18 protein-coding genes are annotated in these 16,570 nt (G+C 61.6%); 6 read left to right on the forward strand and 12 right to left on the reverse strand.

The features are described 5' to 3' along the window. Positions 1-25: 25 nt before the first annotated feature. Positions 26-574 (forward strand): isopentenyl-diphosphate Delta-isomerase, encoded by a 549-nt coding sequence (gene idi / locus AC1L6K_RS18345; protein WP_480950265.1) that lies wholly within the window; start codon positions 26-28, stop codon positions 572-574. A 61-nt stretch (positions 575-635) separates the two neighbouring features. Here the strand turns inward: idi and AC1L6K_RS18350 are convergent, their stop codons facing one another. After that, complete coding sequence (locus AC1L6K_RS18350) at positions 636-1,457, reverse strand: SDR family NAD(P)-dependent oxidoreductase (protein ID WP_480950266.1); 822 nt, start codon at positions 1,455-1,457, stop codon at positions 636-638. A 251-nt stretch (positions 1,458-1,708) separates the two neighbouring features. On the opposite strand from AC1L6K_RS18350, the gene AC1L6K_RS18355 reads away from it, so the two are divergent. Next, the gene (locus AC1L6K_RS18355) at positions 1,709-2,743 is read left to right on the forward strand and encodes a methyltransferase (RefSeq protein ID WP_480950267.1); all 1,035 of its coding nucleotides are present in this window, start codon (positions 1,709-1,711) and stop codon (positions 2,741-2,743) included. 33 nt (positions 2,744-2,776) lie between these two features. Here AC1L6K_RS18355 and AC1L6K_RS18360 read toward each other — a convergent pair whose 3' ends face one another. From AC1L6K_RS18360 to AC1L6K_RS18370, 3 genes are read right to left on the reverse strand one after another with little or no spacing between them, the layout of a single operon-like run. Then, on the reverse strand, positions 2,777-3,499 hold the full coding sequence (locus AC1L6K_RS18360) for a hypothetical protein (protein ID WP_480950268.1): 723 nt from the start codon (positions 3,497-3,499) through the stop codon (positions 2,777-2,779). Between the two features lie 38 nt (positions 3,500-3,537). Further along, a complete protein-coding gene (locus AC1L6K_RS18365; RefSeq protein ID WP_480950269.1) occupies positions 3,538-4,320 on the reverse strand; it encodes a TetR/AcrR family transcriptional regulator in 783 nt (260 codons plus the stop codon). A gap of 56 nt (positions 4,321-4,376) precedes the next feature. Continuing rightward, positions 4,377-5,081 (reverse strand): FadR/GntR family transcriptional regulator, encoded by a 705-nt coding sequence (locus AC1L6K_RS18370; RefSeq protein ID WP_480950270.1) that lies wholly within the window; start codon positions 5,079-5,081, stop codon positions 4,377-4,379. Positions 5,082-5,283: 202 nt separating this feature from the next. On the opposite strand from AC1L6K_RS18370, the gene AC1L6K_RS18375 reads away from it, so the two are divergent. From AC1L6K_RS18375 to AC1L6K_RS18390, 4 genes are all read left to right on the forward strand, one after another. Continuing rightward, positions 5,284-6,750 carry a four-carbon acid sugar kinase family protein gene (locus tag AC1L6K_RS18375; protein WP_480950271.1) on the forward strand — a complete coding sequence of 489 codons (1,467 nt, stop codon included), beginning with the start codon at positions 5,284-5,286 and terminating at the stop codon, positions 6,748-6,750. Between the two features lie 53 nt (positions 6,751-6,803). Beyond that, entirely contained in the window at positions 6,804-7,706 is a 903-nt protein-coding gene (locus AC1L6K_RS18380) for an NAD(P)-dependent oxidoreductase (RefSeq protein WP_480950272.1), read from the forward strand. Between the two features lie 273 nt (positions 7,707-7,979). Continuing rightward, positions 7,980-8,159: a hypothetical protein gene (locus AC1L6K_RS18385; protein ID WP_480950273.1), complete on the forward strand. Its 180-nt coding sequence runs from the start codon at positions 7,980-7,982 to the stop codon at positions 8,157-8,159. A 203-nt stretch (positions 8,160-8,362) separates the two neighbouring features. Then, complete coding sequence (locus tag AC1L6K_RS18390; protein WP_480950274.1) at positions 8,363-8,605, forward strand: hypothetical protein; 243 nt, start codon at positions 8,363-8,365, stop codon at positions 8,603-8,605. Positions 8,606-8,814: 209 nt separating this feature from the next. Here AC1L6K_RS18390 and AC1L6K_RS18395 read toward each other — a convergent pair whose 3' ends face one another. From AC1L6K_RS18395 to dhaL, 8 genes are all read right to left on the reverse strand, one after another. After that, the gene (locus tag AC1L6K_RS18395; RefSeq protein WP_480950275.1) at positions 8,815-9,138 is read right to left on the reverse strand and encodes a hypothetical protein; all 324 of its coding nucleotides are present in this window, start codon (positions 9,136-9,138) and stop codon (positions 8,815-8,817) included. Between the two features lie 356 nt (positions 9,139-9,494). Next, a complete protein-coding gene (locus tag AC1L6K_RS18400) occupies positions 9,495-9,782 on the reverse strand; it encodes a hypothetical protein (protein ID WP_480950276.1) in 288 nt (95 codons plus the stop codon). 367 nt (positions 9,783-10,149) lie between these two features. After that, positions 10,150-10,941: a triose-phosphate isomerase family protein gene (locus AC1L6K_RS18405; protein ID WP_480950277.1), complete on the reverse strand. Its 792-nt coding sequence runs from the start codon at positions 10,939-10,941 to the stop codon at positions 10,150-10,152. A 38-nt stretch (positions 10,942-10,979) separates the two neighbouring features. Beyond that, a complete protein-coding gene (locus AC1L6K_RS18410) occupies positions 10,980-12,329 on the reverse strand; it encodes an MFS transporter (protein ID WP_480950278.1) in 1,350 nt (449 codons plus the stop codon). 189 nt (positions 12,330-12,518) lie between these two features. After that, positions 12,519-13,298 (reverse strand): SDR family NAD(P)-dependent oxidoreductase, encoded by a 780-nt coding sequence (locus tag AC1L6K_RS18415; RefSeq protein WP_480950279.1) that lies wholly within the window; start codon positions 13,296-13,298, stop codon positions 12,519-12,521. Between the two features lie 35 nt (positions 13,299-13,333). After that, the gene (locus AC1L6K_RS18420; protein WP_480950280.1) at positions 13,334-14,311 is read right to left on the reverse strand and encodes a 3-hydroxyacyl-CoA dehydrogenase family protein; all 978 of its coding nucleotides are present in this window, start codon (positions 14,309-14,311) and stop codon (positions 13,334-13,336) included. A 2-nt stretch (positions 14,312-14,313) separates the two neighbouring features. After that, entirely contained in the window at positions 14,314-14,802 is a 489-nt protein-coding gene (locus AC1L6K_RS18425) for a ribose-5-phosphate isomerase (RefSeq protein WP_480950281.1), read from the reverse strand. After that, a complete protein-coding gene (gene dhaL / locus AC1L6K_RS18430; RefSeq protein WP_480950282.1) occupies positions 14,799-16,541 on the reverse strand; it encodes a dihydroxyacetone kinase subunit DhaL in 1,743 nt (580 codons plus the stop codon). The genes AC1L6K_RS18425 and dhaL overlap by 4 nt, the downstream gene beginning before the upstream one ends. Between the last annotated feature and the right edge of the window lie 29 nt (positions 16,542-16,570).

Genomic DNA, 16,570 nt, shown 5'->3' on the forward strand with positions numbered 1-16,570 from the left:
GCGAGCGGAAGGAATTGTGCCCACCATGGGTCAAAACATTGAGTTGGTCAGGTTGCTGGATGACAGCGGATCCGAGATCGGGACGGCTGACAAGGCACTTGTCCACACCGCCGAAACGCCACTGCATCTCGCGTTCTCCTGCCACGTTTTTGACGCCGACGGCCGGACGCTGCTGACCCGCCGGGCACTGTCCAAGCTCACTTGGCCGGGGGTCTGGACCAATTCCTTCTGCGGGCATCCCGCTCCCGGGGAAACCTTTGAGGAAGCCATCGTCCGCCGTGCCGGGATGGAATTGAACATCAAGCTCACGGGAATCAAGCCCGCACTGCCCGGGTTCCGCTACCGTGCCACCGATGCCTCCGGCATTGTGGAAAATGAGGTCTGCCCCGTCTTCACAGCCGTCTATGCCTGCGACGGCGACATCTCGCCGAATCCCGAGGAAGTGTGCGACTTGGCGTGGACGGATGTTGTTGACGTGGAAGAATCCGTTGCGGCCACACCCTTTGCCTTCAGCCCTTGGCTTGTCCAGCAACTTGCCGAAGGTGTTTACACCGGCGGGCGCCTGCCGGCCTGACAGCTGACTGCATCAATACCGGGTGGCGACGCCATGCGCCCGTCGCCGCTATCCTGCGTTTCTAGCGTGCTGCCACCATGGCGGCACTGTGCTCCCAGAGCTGCAGCGCAAGGGCGGGGTCTTGCGCCAGCGCACTGACCTTGGCCGGTTTGCGTTTCGCATAGTACTCCCCGGGCGTCCAGTCGACACCCGGCTGGGTGGTGGCCAGCCACACGAGCGTGTCGGCGCCCTGGGCAGGTGCAAGCATGAACCGCTTGGCAAGGGATCCGTAGGCCCACCGCATGAGCCGGGTGGACTCAGCCGAAAAGTTGCTGCCCACCACCCCTGGATGGAAGGCCGCAGCGTTGACTCCGTGGTCACCGTACCTGCGGTGCAGTTCCCTGGTGAATAGGATGTTGGCAAGTTTCGCATTCCCGTAGGCAGCATTAATGCTGTAGTTCTTTTCAGCATCCAGGTCGTCAATGTCGAACTTCGCCATGTGCCTGTGGGCGGCACTAGAGGTGTTGATGATGGTTGCCCGGCTGGCCACGAGCTGCTCGATCAACAAGGTCGTGAGCAGGAACGGCGCCAGATGATTGACCTGAAACGTCTTTTCATGGCCGTCGACGGTGACCTCCCGAGGCCCCATGATGCCGCCGGCATTGTTGGCAAGGACGTCTATGCGTGGATACTTCTGCGCCAAGTCCGCAGCCAGCGCCCGGACCTGGGCCAGATCCGTGAAATCGGCCAGGAAAAAGTCAGCGTCCAGCTCCCGTGCGATCGCCTTGGTTTTCTCCGGCGAGCGTCCAACCACCACGAGGGTGTCCCCCGGGTAGGCCAGCATTTTTGCCGCGGCCTCCCCGATCCCGTCGCTGGCACCGGTAATAACTGTTGTGCGTGACATGTCGCATCCTTAGAACAATTTTCAGCATACATCGGCTCCCGCCAAAACGGCTCCGACGTTTCTCCCCGGTTGTCCTGCACAAGACCCGCTCTCCGGGCGTTCCCTCCGTGCCGGCGCGGATCAAGAACCGACATCAAAACGTGGATGTGCCCGGGATCGGTCGACGTCGGAACGCCTGACAGTTAGGCTGAACCCCAACGTGGCGTCCGTCATCGCGAACGCTTCGCCGAAGTGAACTTGGAGGGGTGGCGATGGACGACACACCGGCTGGAACACCACAGCCGTCGGCATGGGAGGTACTCGCTCCTGTCATTGATCTGGTCACCCCCTTGGCTGTCCGCGCTGCTGCAACCCTGCGGTTGGCCGATTTCATGGGCGATGGTGCGATGTCCACCGACGAACTCGCCCGACAGTCGGGTGCGAACCCCGATGCGGTGGGCCGGTTGCTGCGCCACCTCGTAAACCATGGCGTTTTCACCGAACAAGAGCCGGGGTTGTTCGCCCTGAACAACAAGTCGGCACTGCTGCGTTCGGATCACCCCTCCGGCATGCGGGTGGCCCTTGACCTGGAGGGATTCGGCGGGCAGATGGACCTGGCATTCACCGGGCTGCTGCACACCTTGCGCACAGGCGGGCCTGCATGGGAGACAGTTTTCGGCGAACCATTTTGGGAGTATCTGTCCTCGAACCCCGCAATGAGTTCGTCTTTTGACGAGGTGATGACTGCCGGGGCGGAATATGTCGCTGATGATGCGTCCGCGTACGACTGGCCTGAGGCCGGACTTGCCGTCGACGTCGGTGGCGGCGCGGGGGCGCTCCTGGCCGCGGTCCTCGAGTCCCGCCCTCGGCTGCGAGGGGTGCTCGTTGACCTGCCCGACACAGTGGCACGCGGCCGTGACTACTTGGCTGGCCGGGGCCTCCAAGACCGCAGCGAGGTGGTCGGACAGAGCTTCTTTGACCCGCTGCCACCCTCCGGTGACGTCTACGTGCTCAACAGCGTCCTGCATGATTGGAACGACGCGGATGCCGCGGCGATCCTGCGCCGCTGTGCAGACGCTGCCGGGCCCGAGGGGCGGGTGGTGATCATCGAGGAGAACAATGATGACGTCAACCGCACCAATTTTGCCGAAATGGATCTGCGGATGCTCGTGCTGTGCGGAGGTCGTGAGCGCACGCTCGCCGACTACACGACGCTTATGGCTGCAGCGGGGCTCACGGTGACCGGCACCCGCACCACCGAATTGGGCCAGTTGTGCATCGATTGCATCGCCTCCCCGCTCGCTTGATGACAGCCGGACCACCGGACCGGCATTGGTGTGTCAGCGGCCGCCGTCAATCATGCGGGCGACTTTTTGCTCCAAGGCTGCGATGGTGACGTCGGGAAGGACTATCAACCCGTCCAATTCCTTGCGGGCCCGCTTGTAGGCAGTTTGGCGCTCGGCGGGGGTTGCGGCCTCATCCTCTGCGATCTTGACGAGCTTTCGTGCGGTGCCCAGGCGTTGCCGCTGGTCGTCGCTGAAGGCCGAGTCCTTGATCCTGTGGGCTTCCTTTTCCGCCACCTCAAACGACACGGCAAAGGCGTTGACAGCATTGCGGTAGTCGTCCCAACGGCTCTTGGCAGTAACCTCGGCGCCATCCAGGGGACGCAAGCCGTCGGCGTCGCGCTTTGCCCGCAGAAAGGCAACCGTCAGGGGTTCCCGGACGTCGCTCATCATGGGAAAGTCAATCATTTTGCCGACGTCGAGTTCGTAGTCCAGCCAGCGCCGGTTGACGGCGTCGTGCTCATCCATGAGCTTGGCAACGTCCGCTGCTGAGTAACCCTGCTGTCCAGGCGACTCCTTCTGTGCAGACTCACCGACGTGCAGCTGGGGTGATGCCGCGTCCAGGCCGGCCAATTCCGGGTGCTGGAGCCTGTACATTTCGATTTTTCGCTCGTGTCCGCGTTCGCGCGAGGACAGGAGTGCTTTGAACCCACCGGCCACCATGCCGCCAAAGGGGAAGAGCAACCACCAATATCCGGCGAAGAGTTCAGGAAATGACATGCCTCCATGGTGCCACTTTGGCACCGGCCCACCAATAGTTACGCACGGCGGGTTGCACCGGCACTTCCCTGTCCTCCCGGCGTGACGATTCCCCGGATCCCCGTGGAGGCGTTGCGGAGCAGCTGAAAGGCGACCTCGGTGATCCGTTCGGTGTTGTCGGTGGTGCCGCCGAGCAGCGCGTCAAGGAGGATGTTGTTGACCCCGCCCACCATGGCAACCGCCGTCAGCCGGGCAAAGTCCAGGGCCTCGGCCAGCACCAAATCCTCTGCGCTTGCCGTGAGCGGCCGTTGCGCTTCCTTCGGATCGACACCGCTCAGCAACAGCAGCAGACGCATCGACTCTGCCGCAAACGCCGTCATGGACCGGTGGCGTTTTGCTTCAAGTTCGACCGAAACCCCAACTATCTCCACGAGAATGATTTGTACATGGCGCGGGTCGCCCAGCATAAAGTTGACCACCGCGGCAAGTCCGGCCCTGACCGAATCCAGCAGACCCTTCTCCGGAGCCCACAATGCCTCGGTCACTTCCCGCATGAGCTGGGTGGCCAAGTCGTCATACACGGCGGTGAGCAATTGCTCCCGGGACTCAAACGACTCATAGAAGTACCGCTCGCTGAGTCCGGCACTTTGGCAGAGCGTCTTGATCTTCGCCGCGGGGTAGCCGACTGTGCCAAAGACGTCGATCCCTGCTTCGATGAGCCGGCCGCGCCTTTCCATCGCCCGTTCCGAGGACTGCATGCCCGAGTAACGCCGGCCCAAGTCCGCCACGGCGGAGGAATGGGCCGGGGCGTTCGCTGCTGGCCTGGGGGCATGTGTGGTCACACGCCCAGTGTAGTGGAGAGGGCATGCGCCCCCACGGCCTTGCATTGCAAACCCGCCTACGGGACGCCCAGCACGTACCGCTGCAAATCCCGAAGCGTTTGGGTCATGTGGTTGTCCATGGCGACCCGGGACCGTTCCGGGTCCCGCAATGCAAGGGAACGGAGGATCTCTTCATGCATCTCAATGGCGTTTGCCTGAATTTCGGGCACCTGTGAGGTTTCCTCGCGGCGGCTTTCCAAGACGCGGCGCAGGGGCTCAAAGAGCACTGAGACAAACACATTGCCGGAGGACTGCAGGATGACGTCATGGAACGCCAGATCGGCTTCAACAAACGACGCCACGTCCCCGGAGCCACGGGCGCCGCGCATCGCCTCAACGTGGGCACCCAGCTCCCCCAGGGATTCATCGGTGATTCGTACAGCAGCGAGTTCGCAGGCACCGGTTTCCAGAATGCGCCGGAGTTCGATCAGCTGGACGGCGGCAGCGGCAGCGTCCTTGCCTTCAGACAGGACCCTCAGCACGGCCTCCAGGGAGCCCCATTGGCTCAGCGGGTTTACGAAGGTTCCCCTGCCTCGTTCGACGCGAAGAATTCGCTGCGCCGTTAACGTTTTCATGGCCTCCCGCACTGTCATGCGGCTGACATCGTGCTGGGCGCCGAGCTCGAGTTCGCCCGGCACCAGCGCACCGGGGGCAAACTCGCCGGCCACGATCCTGTCCAGGAGGTCGTCGGCCACCACCCCTGTCAACGATTTGCGTGCCATGGTCCCCCTTTGGCAACTCCGTTGCCGTCTCTGTGTGATGACCATTGCGTGGTCGTGCAACCGCCCTGGGTTGGCTGCTGTGCGGATGAAAAGGCAACGCTTCTGCCCCATTTGCACTGTGTTTGTGCCATATGCCACAATAACATTCAATGTTAGATGTCAGACATCTTACAAAAGATAACTATTCACGATGAGGTGCCCAGTGGTTCTTGAGTCAGACTTGCTGTCCCGTTTTCCGGCCGAAGTTCCGGTGCCTGCCGCAATGGTTGCGCAGCGGGTGACCGATTCCGGCCGCATCCTGGTGGTCCTTGACGACGATCCCACCGGCACCCAGTCGGTGGCGAACCTTCCCGTCCTGACCCGCTGGGACGTCGAGGACTTCAGCTGGGCCTACGCCCACCGCATCGAGGGGCAGCCGGCCAATGCCATCTATGTCCTGACCAACACCCGGAGCCTGGATCCTGCCGAAGCGGCCGAACGAAACCGCGAGGTCGTCAGCAACGCGCTTGCCGCCGCGGCCCAGTCAGCTGTCGCAGTAGGCTTTGTCAGCCGCAGCGACTCGACCCTCCGCGGCCACTACCCCCTCGAACCGGACACCATTGCCGCAACATTGCTGGCGAGTGGGGCCGGGAGTGTTGACGGCGTGGTCATCGTGCCAGCTTTCCCCGACGCCGGCCGGATCACCATTGGCGGAGTCCACTACACGCGCGCCGAGGGAGGCGCCCTGATCCCTGTCGGTGAGACCGAGTTCGCCAAGGATGCCACCTTCGGGTACGCAAGCTCGCGGTTGGACAAGTACGTTGAGGAAAAGTCGCAGGGGCGTTTTGCGGCTGCCGACGTCATCGTTGTTGACCTGTTCCTCCTGCGCACGGGCACACCGGCGGAGGCTGCCGTTGCAATTGCCGACGCCATCGAAACCGCACAGGACTCGCGCCCGATAGTGGTTGATGCCGTGACCGAAAACGACCTCCGGATATTGGCGCTGGGACTCGACGAGGCCGAACGACGTGGCAAATCCTTGATCTACCGTGTTGGTCCGCCGTTTGTCCGGGCCCGCATTGGACAGGAGATCCGCGCCGAACTCAACGCTGCTGAGATTTTCCCTGACACCGGGACCGCCGCGGTTCCGGCAACCGGCGGCCTGATTGTGGTTGGCTCGCATGTCGGCGTCACCACCCGCCAGCTGGCGGCCTTGGGCGAACAGCACCGGTCCGCCAAGACCGTTGAAATCAACGTGGAAAAGCTTCTGGCGGCCGAGGACGCCTCTCACCTGGACGACGTCGTCGCACAAGTGGGTGCGGCACTCGCCGGGGGCGACGTGATTGTCCATACGAGCCGTCTGCTCATCAAGACCGACGACGCCGCAGCGAGCCTGGAGATTGCACGCACAGTCTCGGCCGCCGTCGTGCAGGTGGTCAACCGCACGCTGAAGGCAACTCCGCCCCGTTTTGTGATCGCCAAGGGCGGCATCACGTCCTCAGATGTCGCAGCACACGGGCTCGAAATCCGCCATGCCATTGTGCGCGGCCCCATGCTCCCCGGCATTGTGTCCCTTTGGGAGCCGGTGGGCGGGCCGGCTGCGGGCATCCCCTACATCGTTTTCGCCGGAAACGTCGGTGACGACCAGTCCCTGGCCGATGTGACCCGCAAGCTCAGCAACACCTTCTAAATCCCTTCCGTCCGCTGGCCGGGCCGTGTTCACATACTTCCAAGGAGACCACCATGCCTGAAAACTACACAGTCGCCGTCCTCGGCCTGGGCGCCATGGGCCTGCCCATGGCCACCCGGCTCGCCACCCAACTCACCGTCCATGGCTTCGACATTGCTGAACCCCGGCTCAAGCTGGCCGCCGCGGCCGGCGTCAACACCTTCGAATCGGCCCGTGCCGCAGCCGACGGGGCCGACGCCCTGCTGTTGGCCGTGCGAAATGGCGAGCAGCTCAATGAGGTGCTCTTCGGTGCCAACGGTGTCGCTTCCGCCATGGCCAGGGGATCCGTCGTGATCCTCACGAGCACCGTCGGAACCGAAGCCATCCCGGACACCGTGGCCCGGCTTGCCGAGTACGGCGTCGAGTTGGTTGATGCCCCGTTGTCCGGCGGGCCCGTCCGCGCCGGCGAGGGCGATCTGCTGATTGTCGTGGGTGCCACCCCCGAGGCGCGGAAGCAGGCGGCACCAGTATTGGAACTGCTGGCCTCCACGCTGTCGATCGTTGGGGACAGCCCCGGCGACGGACAGGCGCTGAAGACAGTGAACCAGCTTCTGTGCGGGGTGCACATCGCCGCAGCAGCGGAGGCCCTGGCCTTGGCGGCTGCAATGGGACTGGACCAGGCCAAGACCCTGGCCGCGCTGGAAGCAGGCGCCGCCGGCTCCTTCATGCTCTCCAACCGCGGGCCGCGCATCCTTGAGGCCTACGACGAAGGCGGAGCCGAAGTCCTGAGCCGGCTCGACATATTTGTCAAGGACATGGGCATCGTGGGCAAGGCCGCCCGGGCCGCCGGCATGGCGGCTCCCGTGGCCGCAGCCGCCGAACAGCTGTACCTGCTGGGCCAGGCCCAGGGACTTGCCGCGGCGGACGATTCAGCCGTCATCAAGGTCGTTGCCCCGACCCGGCGCCACGCAGGCTGATCCACACACAACCGCACTGATTCACACCGAGACTTCATATTGTGGCGAAGGAGACCCCGGCCAATGAACACCTTGTTTTCCCGCTGATCATTGCTGCGGCGGGCGCCGTCCTGCAGTTGGTCATGATCGTCCGTTTTAAAATCCCCGCCTTGTGACGCTGCTGGGTGCCTGGTGTGTGGGTGGTTTTCAACGTTCAGTGGCTATTACAGCATGGACCGCTACACTTCACGGTGGCACCCCGTGAAGTGCCAACACGCCTGGGAGGCCGAAATTATGAAGAATTTCCTTCTTGTCCTAACGGGAATGTTCGCCGTGGTTACAATCGCAATGGGTATTTTCGCTCTTACTGCCCATCAAGGAATCATCGGCCTTACTCTCGTCATTCTGCTCGCCACGGTGGCTTGTCTGACGCTGCTGCTGGCAGTTCGCCAAAAGGAAACAACCCACAAATAGCATGGGTCAACTTCTTCCCCGCGCATATTTGGAGAAGATCCACAACGGAATATTTCACCTGCCCGCGGGCCGGGACCACGACGCGGAGCCGGGGCTGATGCACTGTGATTTCCCAGAATTGTGCAAGCACGAGAAACTTTGAGGTTGCCATGTTCGTTCGGTTCCAATCCCCCATTACCAACAGGCGCGGGCTGAACACTGGCGTGTTTGGACTTGCCAATGGTCTCGCAGATCTTGGCAGCCTCAGTGACGTCGAGCGGGCTGCTTGGAGAGCCAGAAACGACTGGTTCAACGCGGCCGCCACGCACCTATTGGAAAGAATCGAGCCCTATCTCAACATGCTGAGAATTCACGGCATCGAGTGTGTCAAAGTGGTCAGCGACGATCCCGGGGAGGTCATCCATGAAGATGCCTTCCAGGTGGTCGTAGTTCCGCGCCGAGCCTGAGATTGACCGTCGGCACCAATTTCGAGTCCGCAGGAAAACAGATGCAAGCATTTGTGTTCCAGCTGCATCGATGCCCCGTCAGTCGATCCCGGATTGCCACCGGCAACCGTTCCCGAGGTGCGTGGGTCCTGCCACAAAGCCCCATTGCCTCATAAGAACTCTGGACTGAGTTAGTTCGTCCTACAAAAGAAATGGACCTAATTCAGATATCACCGAACGGAAATCTGCCATTTGACGTCGGCAAACTTGTCTTTGGCATATATGGTGACGATATTTTCACCAGCATCAATGGTTACCGGCGTATTTTGAAGCTCTTTGTCGCAGATAACAGTATGAAGATTACTCTTATCAGAAGAGCCAATTTGAAAGACCACGGACCCCGGCGAATCGCATACCACATCTAAATCCGCAGTGCCGGCAACATCGGAACTGAAATTTGTTCCCGTGGCCGTAACGATGTATTCATAACCACTAGTTGCCAGCCCCTTCGCTCGTGTCGGCAGCGATGTCCCCGCAACTTCTTGACTGTGCATATCCGTAGACTGTGCACTCTCGATAGGTGTCGTTGATTCAGGCGAAGGGGTGTCCGAACTGGGTGTGCAGGCCGACAGGCTGAAAACAAGCACTCCCGCTGAAACGCATGGCCATACAAATTTCCTCAACAGTTGCGACATAGCGACCTAACGTTCCGAGTAGTTGGACCCAACGTTATAGTACACAAGCTTTCCACCAGCCTCCGTTGTCGTTCCACATGAAATTGTGGTTGTTTGCACATCCCAGAAGACGGTGTGATCGTCCCATATTTGCCCGGGCCGATGTCATGCGAGAAGGTGGTTCCAGTTGCCAGGGTCGACGTGTTGGCCCACGCGTGTGAGACCGTTCCCGAGACCTATCCAAAAGCAAGATTCACGTCTGCGGTGACGCTGCCGGTTGTTGTTCCAGTCTTGCTTTCCGTCGACGTCGTCGTTACAGAGACTGAACCGCCAGGTCCATTTTCAAAGGATTGACCGCCGGCGGGAACGAAATTTGTCGAGTTCGAGGTGATGACTATATCTCTCGAATAACCACAATTTGAAGGGCCTGCGGTATCGGCGTTTGCAGCAACGACTGAACCCATGACCATTGCAACGCTGGCCACGGCAACGAATGTTGATCTGACAATTTTCTTACGAAACATGTCAATTCTCCCGTGCATTTGTTGCCTTTGAATTGAGACCAATTCGCGCTCAACCCTAGCTCCATCAAATGGACAAAACAACCCCGGGTGAACGAATATTTCAAAATGATCGCATCAACGACCGTCTCAAATTTCCTCCCGATGAGAGCGGGGGCTGTGAGCATCCGGGACTCGAGATCCTGCACTCTAACAATTAGTTGCCGCTCAATTGTGTTGTTTCTGATCGGCATCGCGGCCCCATGACTATTCCCATGGAGTCCTTTTGGTACGGTTTCCGAGTCTTCATCGGCAATCCTTGCGCTGTCCCCTTGGCGGCCATGGCCAGCCATCCCCCACCGTGCGGGGCTAATGCCCGGACGACGTGGCGTCAGCCCCGCTGGATGGCCAGCGCCTCGTCCAGGACACGACCAAAGTTCTCGGCATCGTGGGCAAATCTGCCCAGGAACAGGCCCGAAACATGGTTCAGTTCCGGCAGCAAACCGGGCTTGGCGGAGCCCCCGTAAATGATGGGCAGTTCGGCCAGCCCGTGCGGAGCGAGCAGCCCGCGCAGTGCGTGGACAACACTGGAGATGTATCCGGCATCCGCCGGCTCCGGGGCACCGATCGCCCACACCGGTTCGTAGGCAATGATCATTGACCTTGCGGCCTCCCAGTTGCCGGCCACTGCCGCGGCAATTTGTTCATGCACGAACTGCGCCGCCGCCACAGGCGTTGAATGGCCGGGTTCCCCGACGCAGAGCAACGGCCGGATGCCCGCCGTCACTGCGGCAGCAACCTTTCGCGCCACCATGGCATCGTCTTCAGCGAAATGCTTCCGCCGCTCGGCGTGTCCGAGCTCCACCATGCCCACGCCCAGCTCCGCGAGCATTGACGGGGCCACTTCGCCGGTCCACGGCCCGTCGGCCCAACCCGCATTCTGTGCACCAAGGACCAGTGGCGTTCCGGCGATGATCTCTGCCGCGGCGGGCAGCACCGGAAACGAGGGAATGACAAACGGGACAACCCGCCCGGCCGCAAGGCCCGGGCGGGTGTCCACTTCATGGCGCAAATTCCGCAGCCAGTCCAGGCTGGCACCGTATCCCATGTACATCTTGGTGCTGGCTCCGACGTACATGGGAGTCTCCGCCTGGTTCTTTCTGGAGGGGTGGGACTGCGTCATTTTCCAATTCACTTTCACTTGCTGGTTGAAGCTGCGGCCTACTTGTCGAGGAGGTCGTCTGCCTTGCTCGAGAAGCGGCGGGTGCCCCACATCATCACTGCTGCCACGAAGGGCAGGATGCCCAGTGCGACGAGGCCCATCGCCCCTGATTCGGAGGCAAAGGTCTCGTTGACAGCGGTACGCATGATCGGTGCCACGAATCCGCCCAGGTTGCCCAAGGAGTTGATGAGACCGATGCCGGCAGCGGCCGCTGTTCCGGTGAGGAACGCCGTCGGGTAGGACCATGCGATGGGGCCGATGGCGAGGAAGCTGCAAACTGCCAAGGTGATGAAAAGGATGCCCAGGGCCGGGAGGTTGTTTGCACCCGCCCAGGCCGATCCGAAAATGCAGAGTCCTGTGGAAACAAACAGCCACGTACCCAACACGCGGCGGCGGATCACCGTGGATGCGTACTTGCCGATGAAGTAGCAGGCAAATATGCCGAAGAACCACGGCACAGCTGCGAGCAACCCTACTGCCAGACCAACCTTCTGGCCCGTCAGTTGCGCGACCTGCTGCGGCAGGTAGAAGGTCACACCGTAAACGGCTATCTGCAGGCAGAAGTAAATGAACGTGAAGTACCAGACACGACCATTGGTCAGCGCGGCCATGACACCTGAAGGGCCGGATTCCTTCTTGAGCCCGTCTTCCTGCTCCATGACCGCCGTGAGGGCGTCCTTCTCTTCCTGACGGAGCCATTTGGCTTTCTGCGGCCCGTCGATGAGCAGGAAGAACGCGAAGATGCCGGCGACGATCGCGAGGGAACCTTCAACGAAGAACATGACCTGCCAGCCATGAACGCCGGGTACCTGGTCACCAATGTTGATGAGCCAACCGGACAACGGTGAACCGATGACCTGGGAGAACGGCTGTGCCAGGTAGAAGATGGCGAACATCTTCACTCGGTGCTTGTTCGGGAACCAGTCGGTAAGGTACATGATGACACCGGGGAACAGTCCGGCTTCGGTCACACCGAGCAGGAAGCGCAGTGCGATGAAGGAGCCGTCACCCTGAACGAACGCGAAACACGCAGAGACGATGCCCCAGGTGATGGCGATGCGGGCAAGCCAAATCTTGGCGCCCACCTTCTTCATCAGCAGGTTGCTGGGGATTTCAAAGATTGCGTAGCCGATGAAGAAGATGCCGGCACCGAGAGCGTAGGCTCCGGCGGTGATGCCCCGGTCCATTTCCAGCGCGGACTCTGCGAAGCCAACGTTGGTGCGGTCCAGGAACGCGACGACGTACAGAATGACCAGCATCGGCATGAGCCGGTAGGTCGCCTTCTTTATTGCTGATTTCAGCGCTGGGGACTCCAGCGCTGTCGTGTCGTGCTTAGTTAGAGCTGCCATACGTAACTCCTCGTTGAGTCAAACTTTTGAAAGATATTTCGGACGCGTTCGCAAGGAACGCTGTTGGTTTGGGTTAGCGCGGGTAGGTCATCAGGACGATGGCGACACCACAAATGACGATCCCTACCAGCAGGTACAACTTGCGTGCCAAGGTCCACTTGGCGGAATTCTCGTTGTTCATCGAAGCTCCTAATGCATGTACAGTCCGCCATCCACGTTCAGCGTCTGGCCGGAGATATAGCCGGTGTCCTCGCTGATCAAGAAGTGGATGGCTGCTGCGATGTCCCGGGTGCTTCCCACCCGGTTGACGACGAGGTCCTTGACCAGCTCGTCCTTGCGATCGTCCGAAAGTGTGCCGCCCATGATGTCGGTGTCAATGGGGCCGGGAGAGATCGCGTTGACGGTGATGTCGAAGGGGCCCAATTCCCGGGCAGTGGATCGGGTCAAACCAATGACGCCGGCCTTCGCCACGGAGTAGGCCGTCTTGGAGAACGTTCCACCGCCACGCTGTGCCGACACCGAGGAGATGTTGACGATGCGCCCGATCCGGTTCTTCACCATGGACTCAGCCACACGTCGGGTTGCGTAGTGAACACCGTTGAGATTGATGTTCAGCACCCGGTTCCACTCTTCAGGGGTTACTTCCAAATACCCGACGGGCGAGCTGACACCTGCAACATTTGCCAGCGCAACGATCTGCGGCAATTCTGCTTCCAACTCGTCAATGGCCTTGCGCACGGAGGTTTCGTCGCCGACGTTGGCGCCAACACCGTGGGCCTTGACCCCAAACTCGGCGGCAACCGACGCGGCCACCGACTTGCAGGCAGCATCATCGAGATCGATGATGCCAATGTTCCAGCCATTTTCGGCCAGGTAGTTCACGGTTGCCCGGCCGATGCCACGTTCAGAGACGGCACCGGTGATGATGGCGGTGCGTTCTGCCGGGAACTTTCCAGCTGTTTCAGACATGGTTTCTCCTAGGAATGTGTGATGATCGACGGCGTTTAGTGAATCGGTGCCGGACCGAGGTCTTCGAGCAATGCCGACATGGCCACGTACGCCTTGTTGCGGTACGCGATCAGCTCCGCGGTGCGTTCGGCGGGCACGTTCAGGAAGCCCGAGCCGGTCTTGGTGCCTAGCTTGCCGGCCGCAACCAGGTCGCTGAGGATCTTCGGTGTTGCGAACCGCTCCGGGAAGCCGGTCTGCAGGGACTTGTAGCAGAAGTCGTAGACATCCAGTCCTGCCATGTCGGCAATCGCGAACGGGCCAAAGAACGGCAGGCGGAACCCGAAGGTCGTGCGGACCAGGGTGTCGACGTCGTCGGCCGTGGCGATCCCCTGTTCGACCAGCTGGGCGGCTTCGTGGAACAGGGCATACTGCAGCCGGTTGAGGACGAAACCGGTGACGTCCTTGACGACGGCCGTCTGCTTGCCGGTGGAGTGGACCATGTCGCGGGCCGCACCAACGGTGGCGCTGGATGTTTCAGCGTGGGGAATGATTTCCACGCCGGGGATGAACGGCGAGGGGTTGGAGAAGTGCACGCCCAGGAAGCGTTCCGGGTTGACCACGGGCTCGGCCAGCTCGGCAATCGAGATGGTTGAGGTGTTGGAGCCGATGATGGCGTCGGGGCGTGCTGCCGCGCTGATCCGGGCGAGGGTCGCGTGCTTGATGGCGAGTACTTCGGGAACTGCTTCCTCGATGAAGTCGGCGTTGGCAACGGCTTCTTCGATGTCCTTGGCGGCCCACAAGTTCTTGCGCAACGTCTCGGTGGCGCCTTCGGGGAACAGCCCGTCGGCGACAAACTGGTCTGACTCGACCAGGAGTCGCTCGTAGTTCTTGGCCGCAATTTCCGCCGAGACGTCGGACAGGGCCACGCGGGCTCCGCCGAGGGCCAGGACCTGGGCGATTCCGCCGCCCATGTAGCCCGAACCCACTACGGCAAACTGCAGCTGCTTTTCGGTGTTTTCTACGGTGTCGCTCATGATCAAACTGCTTTCGTGTAAGTGGGTTCGTAGGAGCAAATTGCTTCGACTTTTTCCGCCGAAGCGGAGGACTCGTCAAAGGTGTAGGCCAGCCATTCGGTGGCGAGCTTTTTGGCAAGCTCCAATCCGATGACGCGCTGGCCCATGGTCAACACCTGTGCGTTGTTGCTGAGCACAGACCGTTCCACAGAGTAGCTGTCATGGGCTGTCACTGCACGAATGCCGGGGACCTTGTTGGCGGCAATGGCCACGCCGAGCCCGGTGCCGCAGATCAGCAGCGCCCTGTCGGCCTCGCCGTCGGCAACTTTTCGGGCCGCGTCGACGGCGACATGGGGGTACGCCCGGTTGTCGTTGGTGCCGACGCCGATGTCCAGCACCGACTCGACCCGGGGGTCCGCTTCGAGCAGGGCCTTCAACGCGTTCTTGTATTCAACCCCTGCCTCGTCATTTCCCACGACGATGCGAAATCCTGTTGTGTTCTGGCCGCTCATGCTCGCGTCCCACTTTCCATTAGTTCGTTTTCAAGGTGTTGGCCCAACCGCTCCACGATCAAGCTGAAGGAGACAGCCCCGGGATCGGGGTGCCCCAAACTCTTTTCGGCCAAGGGCCGGGCCCGTCCCTTCAGGGGACGAAGTTTGGCCGTTTCCGCAGCAGCGTCCTGGGAGATGACAGCGGCTGCTTTCAGCGCAGCCACCACGGAACTCCCCGCCGCTATGGAAGCGAGGAACGCATCCCGGAACGGCAGGATGGCATCGACCATGGTCTTGTCCCCCGGTTCGGCCTTGCCCAGCGTGGTGATGGCATTGCTGAACGCCTGAACGGCGCCGGCCGCATCCTTGCTGGAGTAGGAGTCCTGATTGCCGAGTGCTGCGGCGGCGGCGATAAATGCCGTCCCCCACAACGCACCCGAGGTACCCCCGGCCTTCTCCGACCAGGCCTCACCGGCAGCTGTCAGCACGGCAAGAACAGACGCACCGCCGTCCAGATCGGCCGCCTGCTTGGCAGCTGCACTGGCAGCATCCACACCGCGGCGCATGCCGATGCCGTGGTCGCCGTCGCCGGCAATCGCGTCAAGGTCCCCCAGCGCCTCTTCGTGTTCCATGACCACGTCCCGGATGGCCGACACTGCTGTTACTGCTTGGCGGCCCAACGCGGCCGCGGCCGGCGTCGGCGTTTCCAGCTGTGCCGATTCGGCCTCGTCAGCGGCGGCCACGCTGCGCTGTGCACGCGGGGTGGCGTTGCCCTTGCGGAAGGCCGGGGTGTCTGCGGGTGCACCCCAGTATTCCTTCAGTTCCTCGTCGAGCCACAGCAGTGTCAGGGACAAGCCGGACATGTCCAGGCTGGTCACCAATTCACCGCATTCGGGCTCAATGATGCTCAGCCCCGCGTCGGTCAGGAGCTTCTCAACCCTGCCAAACAGCAGGAACAGCTCGTCATACTTCACGGTGCCCAGGCCGTTGACGATCACGACGACTTCGGTGCCCGCTTCGTCCGGCTTGTCGGCCAGCAGCCGCGAGACCAGCAGCTCGGCCAGCTCGGACGCCGTCGGCATGGGGTGTTCGGAAATGCCCGGCTCACCGTGGATGCCCAGGCCGAGCGCCATCTTTCCGGCGGGCACATGGAACAGTGCCTCATCCGCGCCCGGCAGGGTGCAGCCGTCAAAGGCCACGCCCAGTGAGCGCGTGCGGTGGTTGGTCTTGATGGCCAGACGTTCGACGTCGTCCAGGTTCAGTCCCGCTTCGGCAGCGGCGCCGGCGATCTTGAAGACCGTCAAGTCCCCGGCGATGCCGCGGCGCTTTTCGATCTGGTCCAAGGGCGCACTGGCAATGTCATCTGTCACGACGACGGTGCGCGTTTCAATGCCCTCGGCGTTGAGCCGCACCTGTGCCTGGCCGAAGTGCAGCACGTCGCCGGCGTAGTTGCCGTAGCTGAGCAGCACTCCGCCGTTCATGCTGGCGGCCTTGGCCACCCGGTAAATCTGGCCGGCGGCCGGTGAAGCAAACATGTTGCCACAGGCCGATCCGGCTGCGAGGCCGGCACCCACCAGGCCGGCAAAGGCCGGGTAGTGGCCTGAACCGCCGCCAACGACCAGGGCCACCTGTCCATCGTTCATTTCGGTGGACCGGACCACGCCGCCATCCACCCTGGCAACATACTGCCGGTTTGCTGCGACGAAGCCGTCAAGCGCATCGTCGGCGAATTCGGCGGGATTGTCGAATATCTGAGTCATGATTCCTTCTTGAGTCCTGTGCGTTGGCT

It is taken from the genome of Specibacter sp. BI4 (assembly GCF_056680095.1).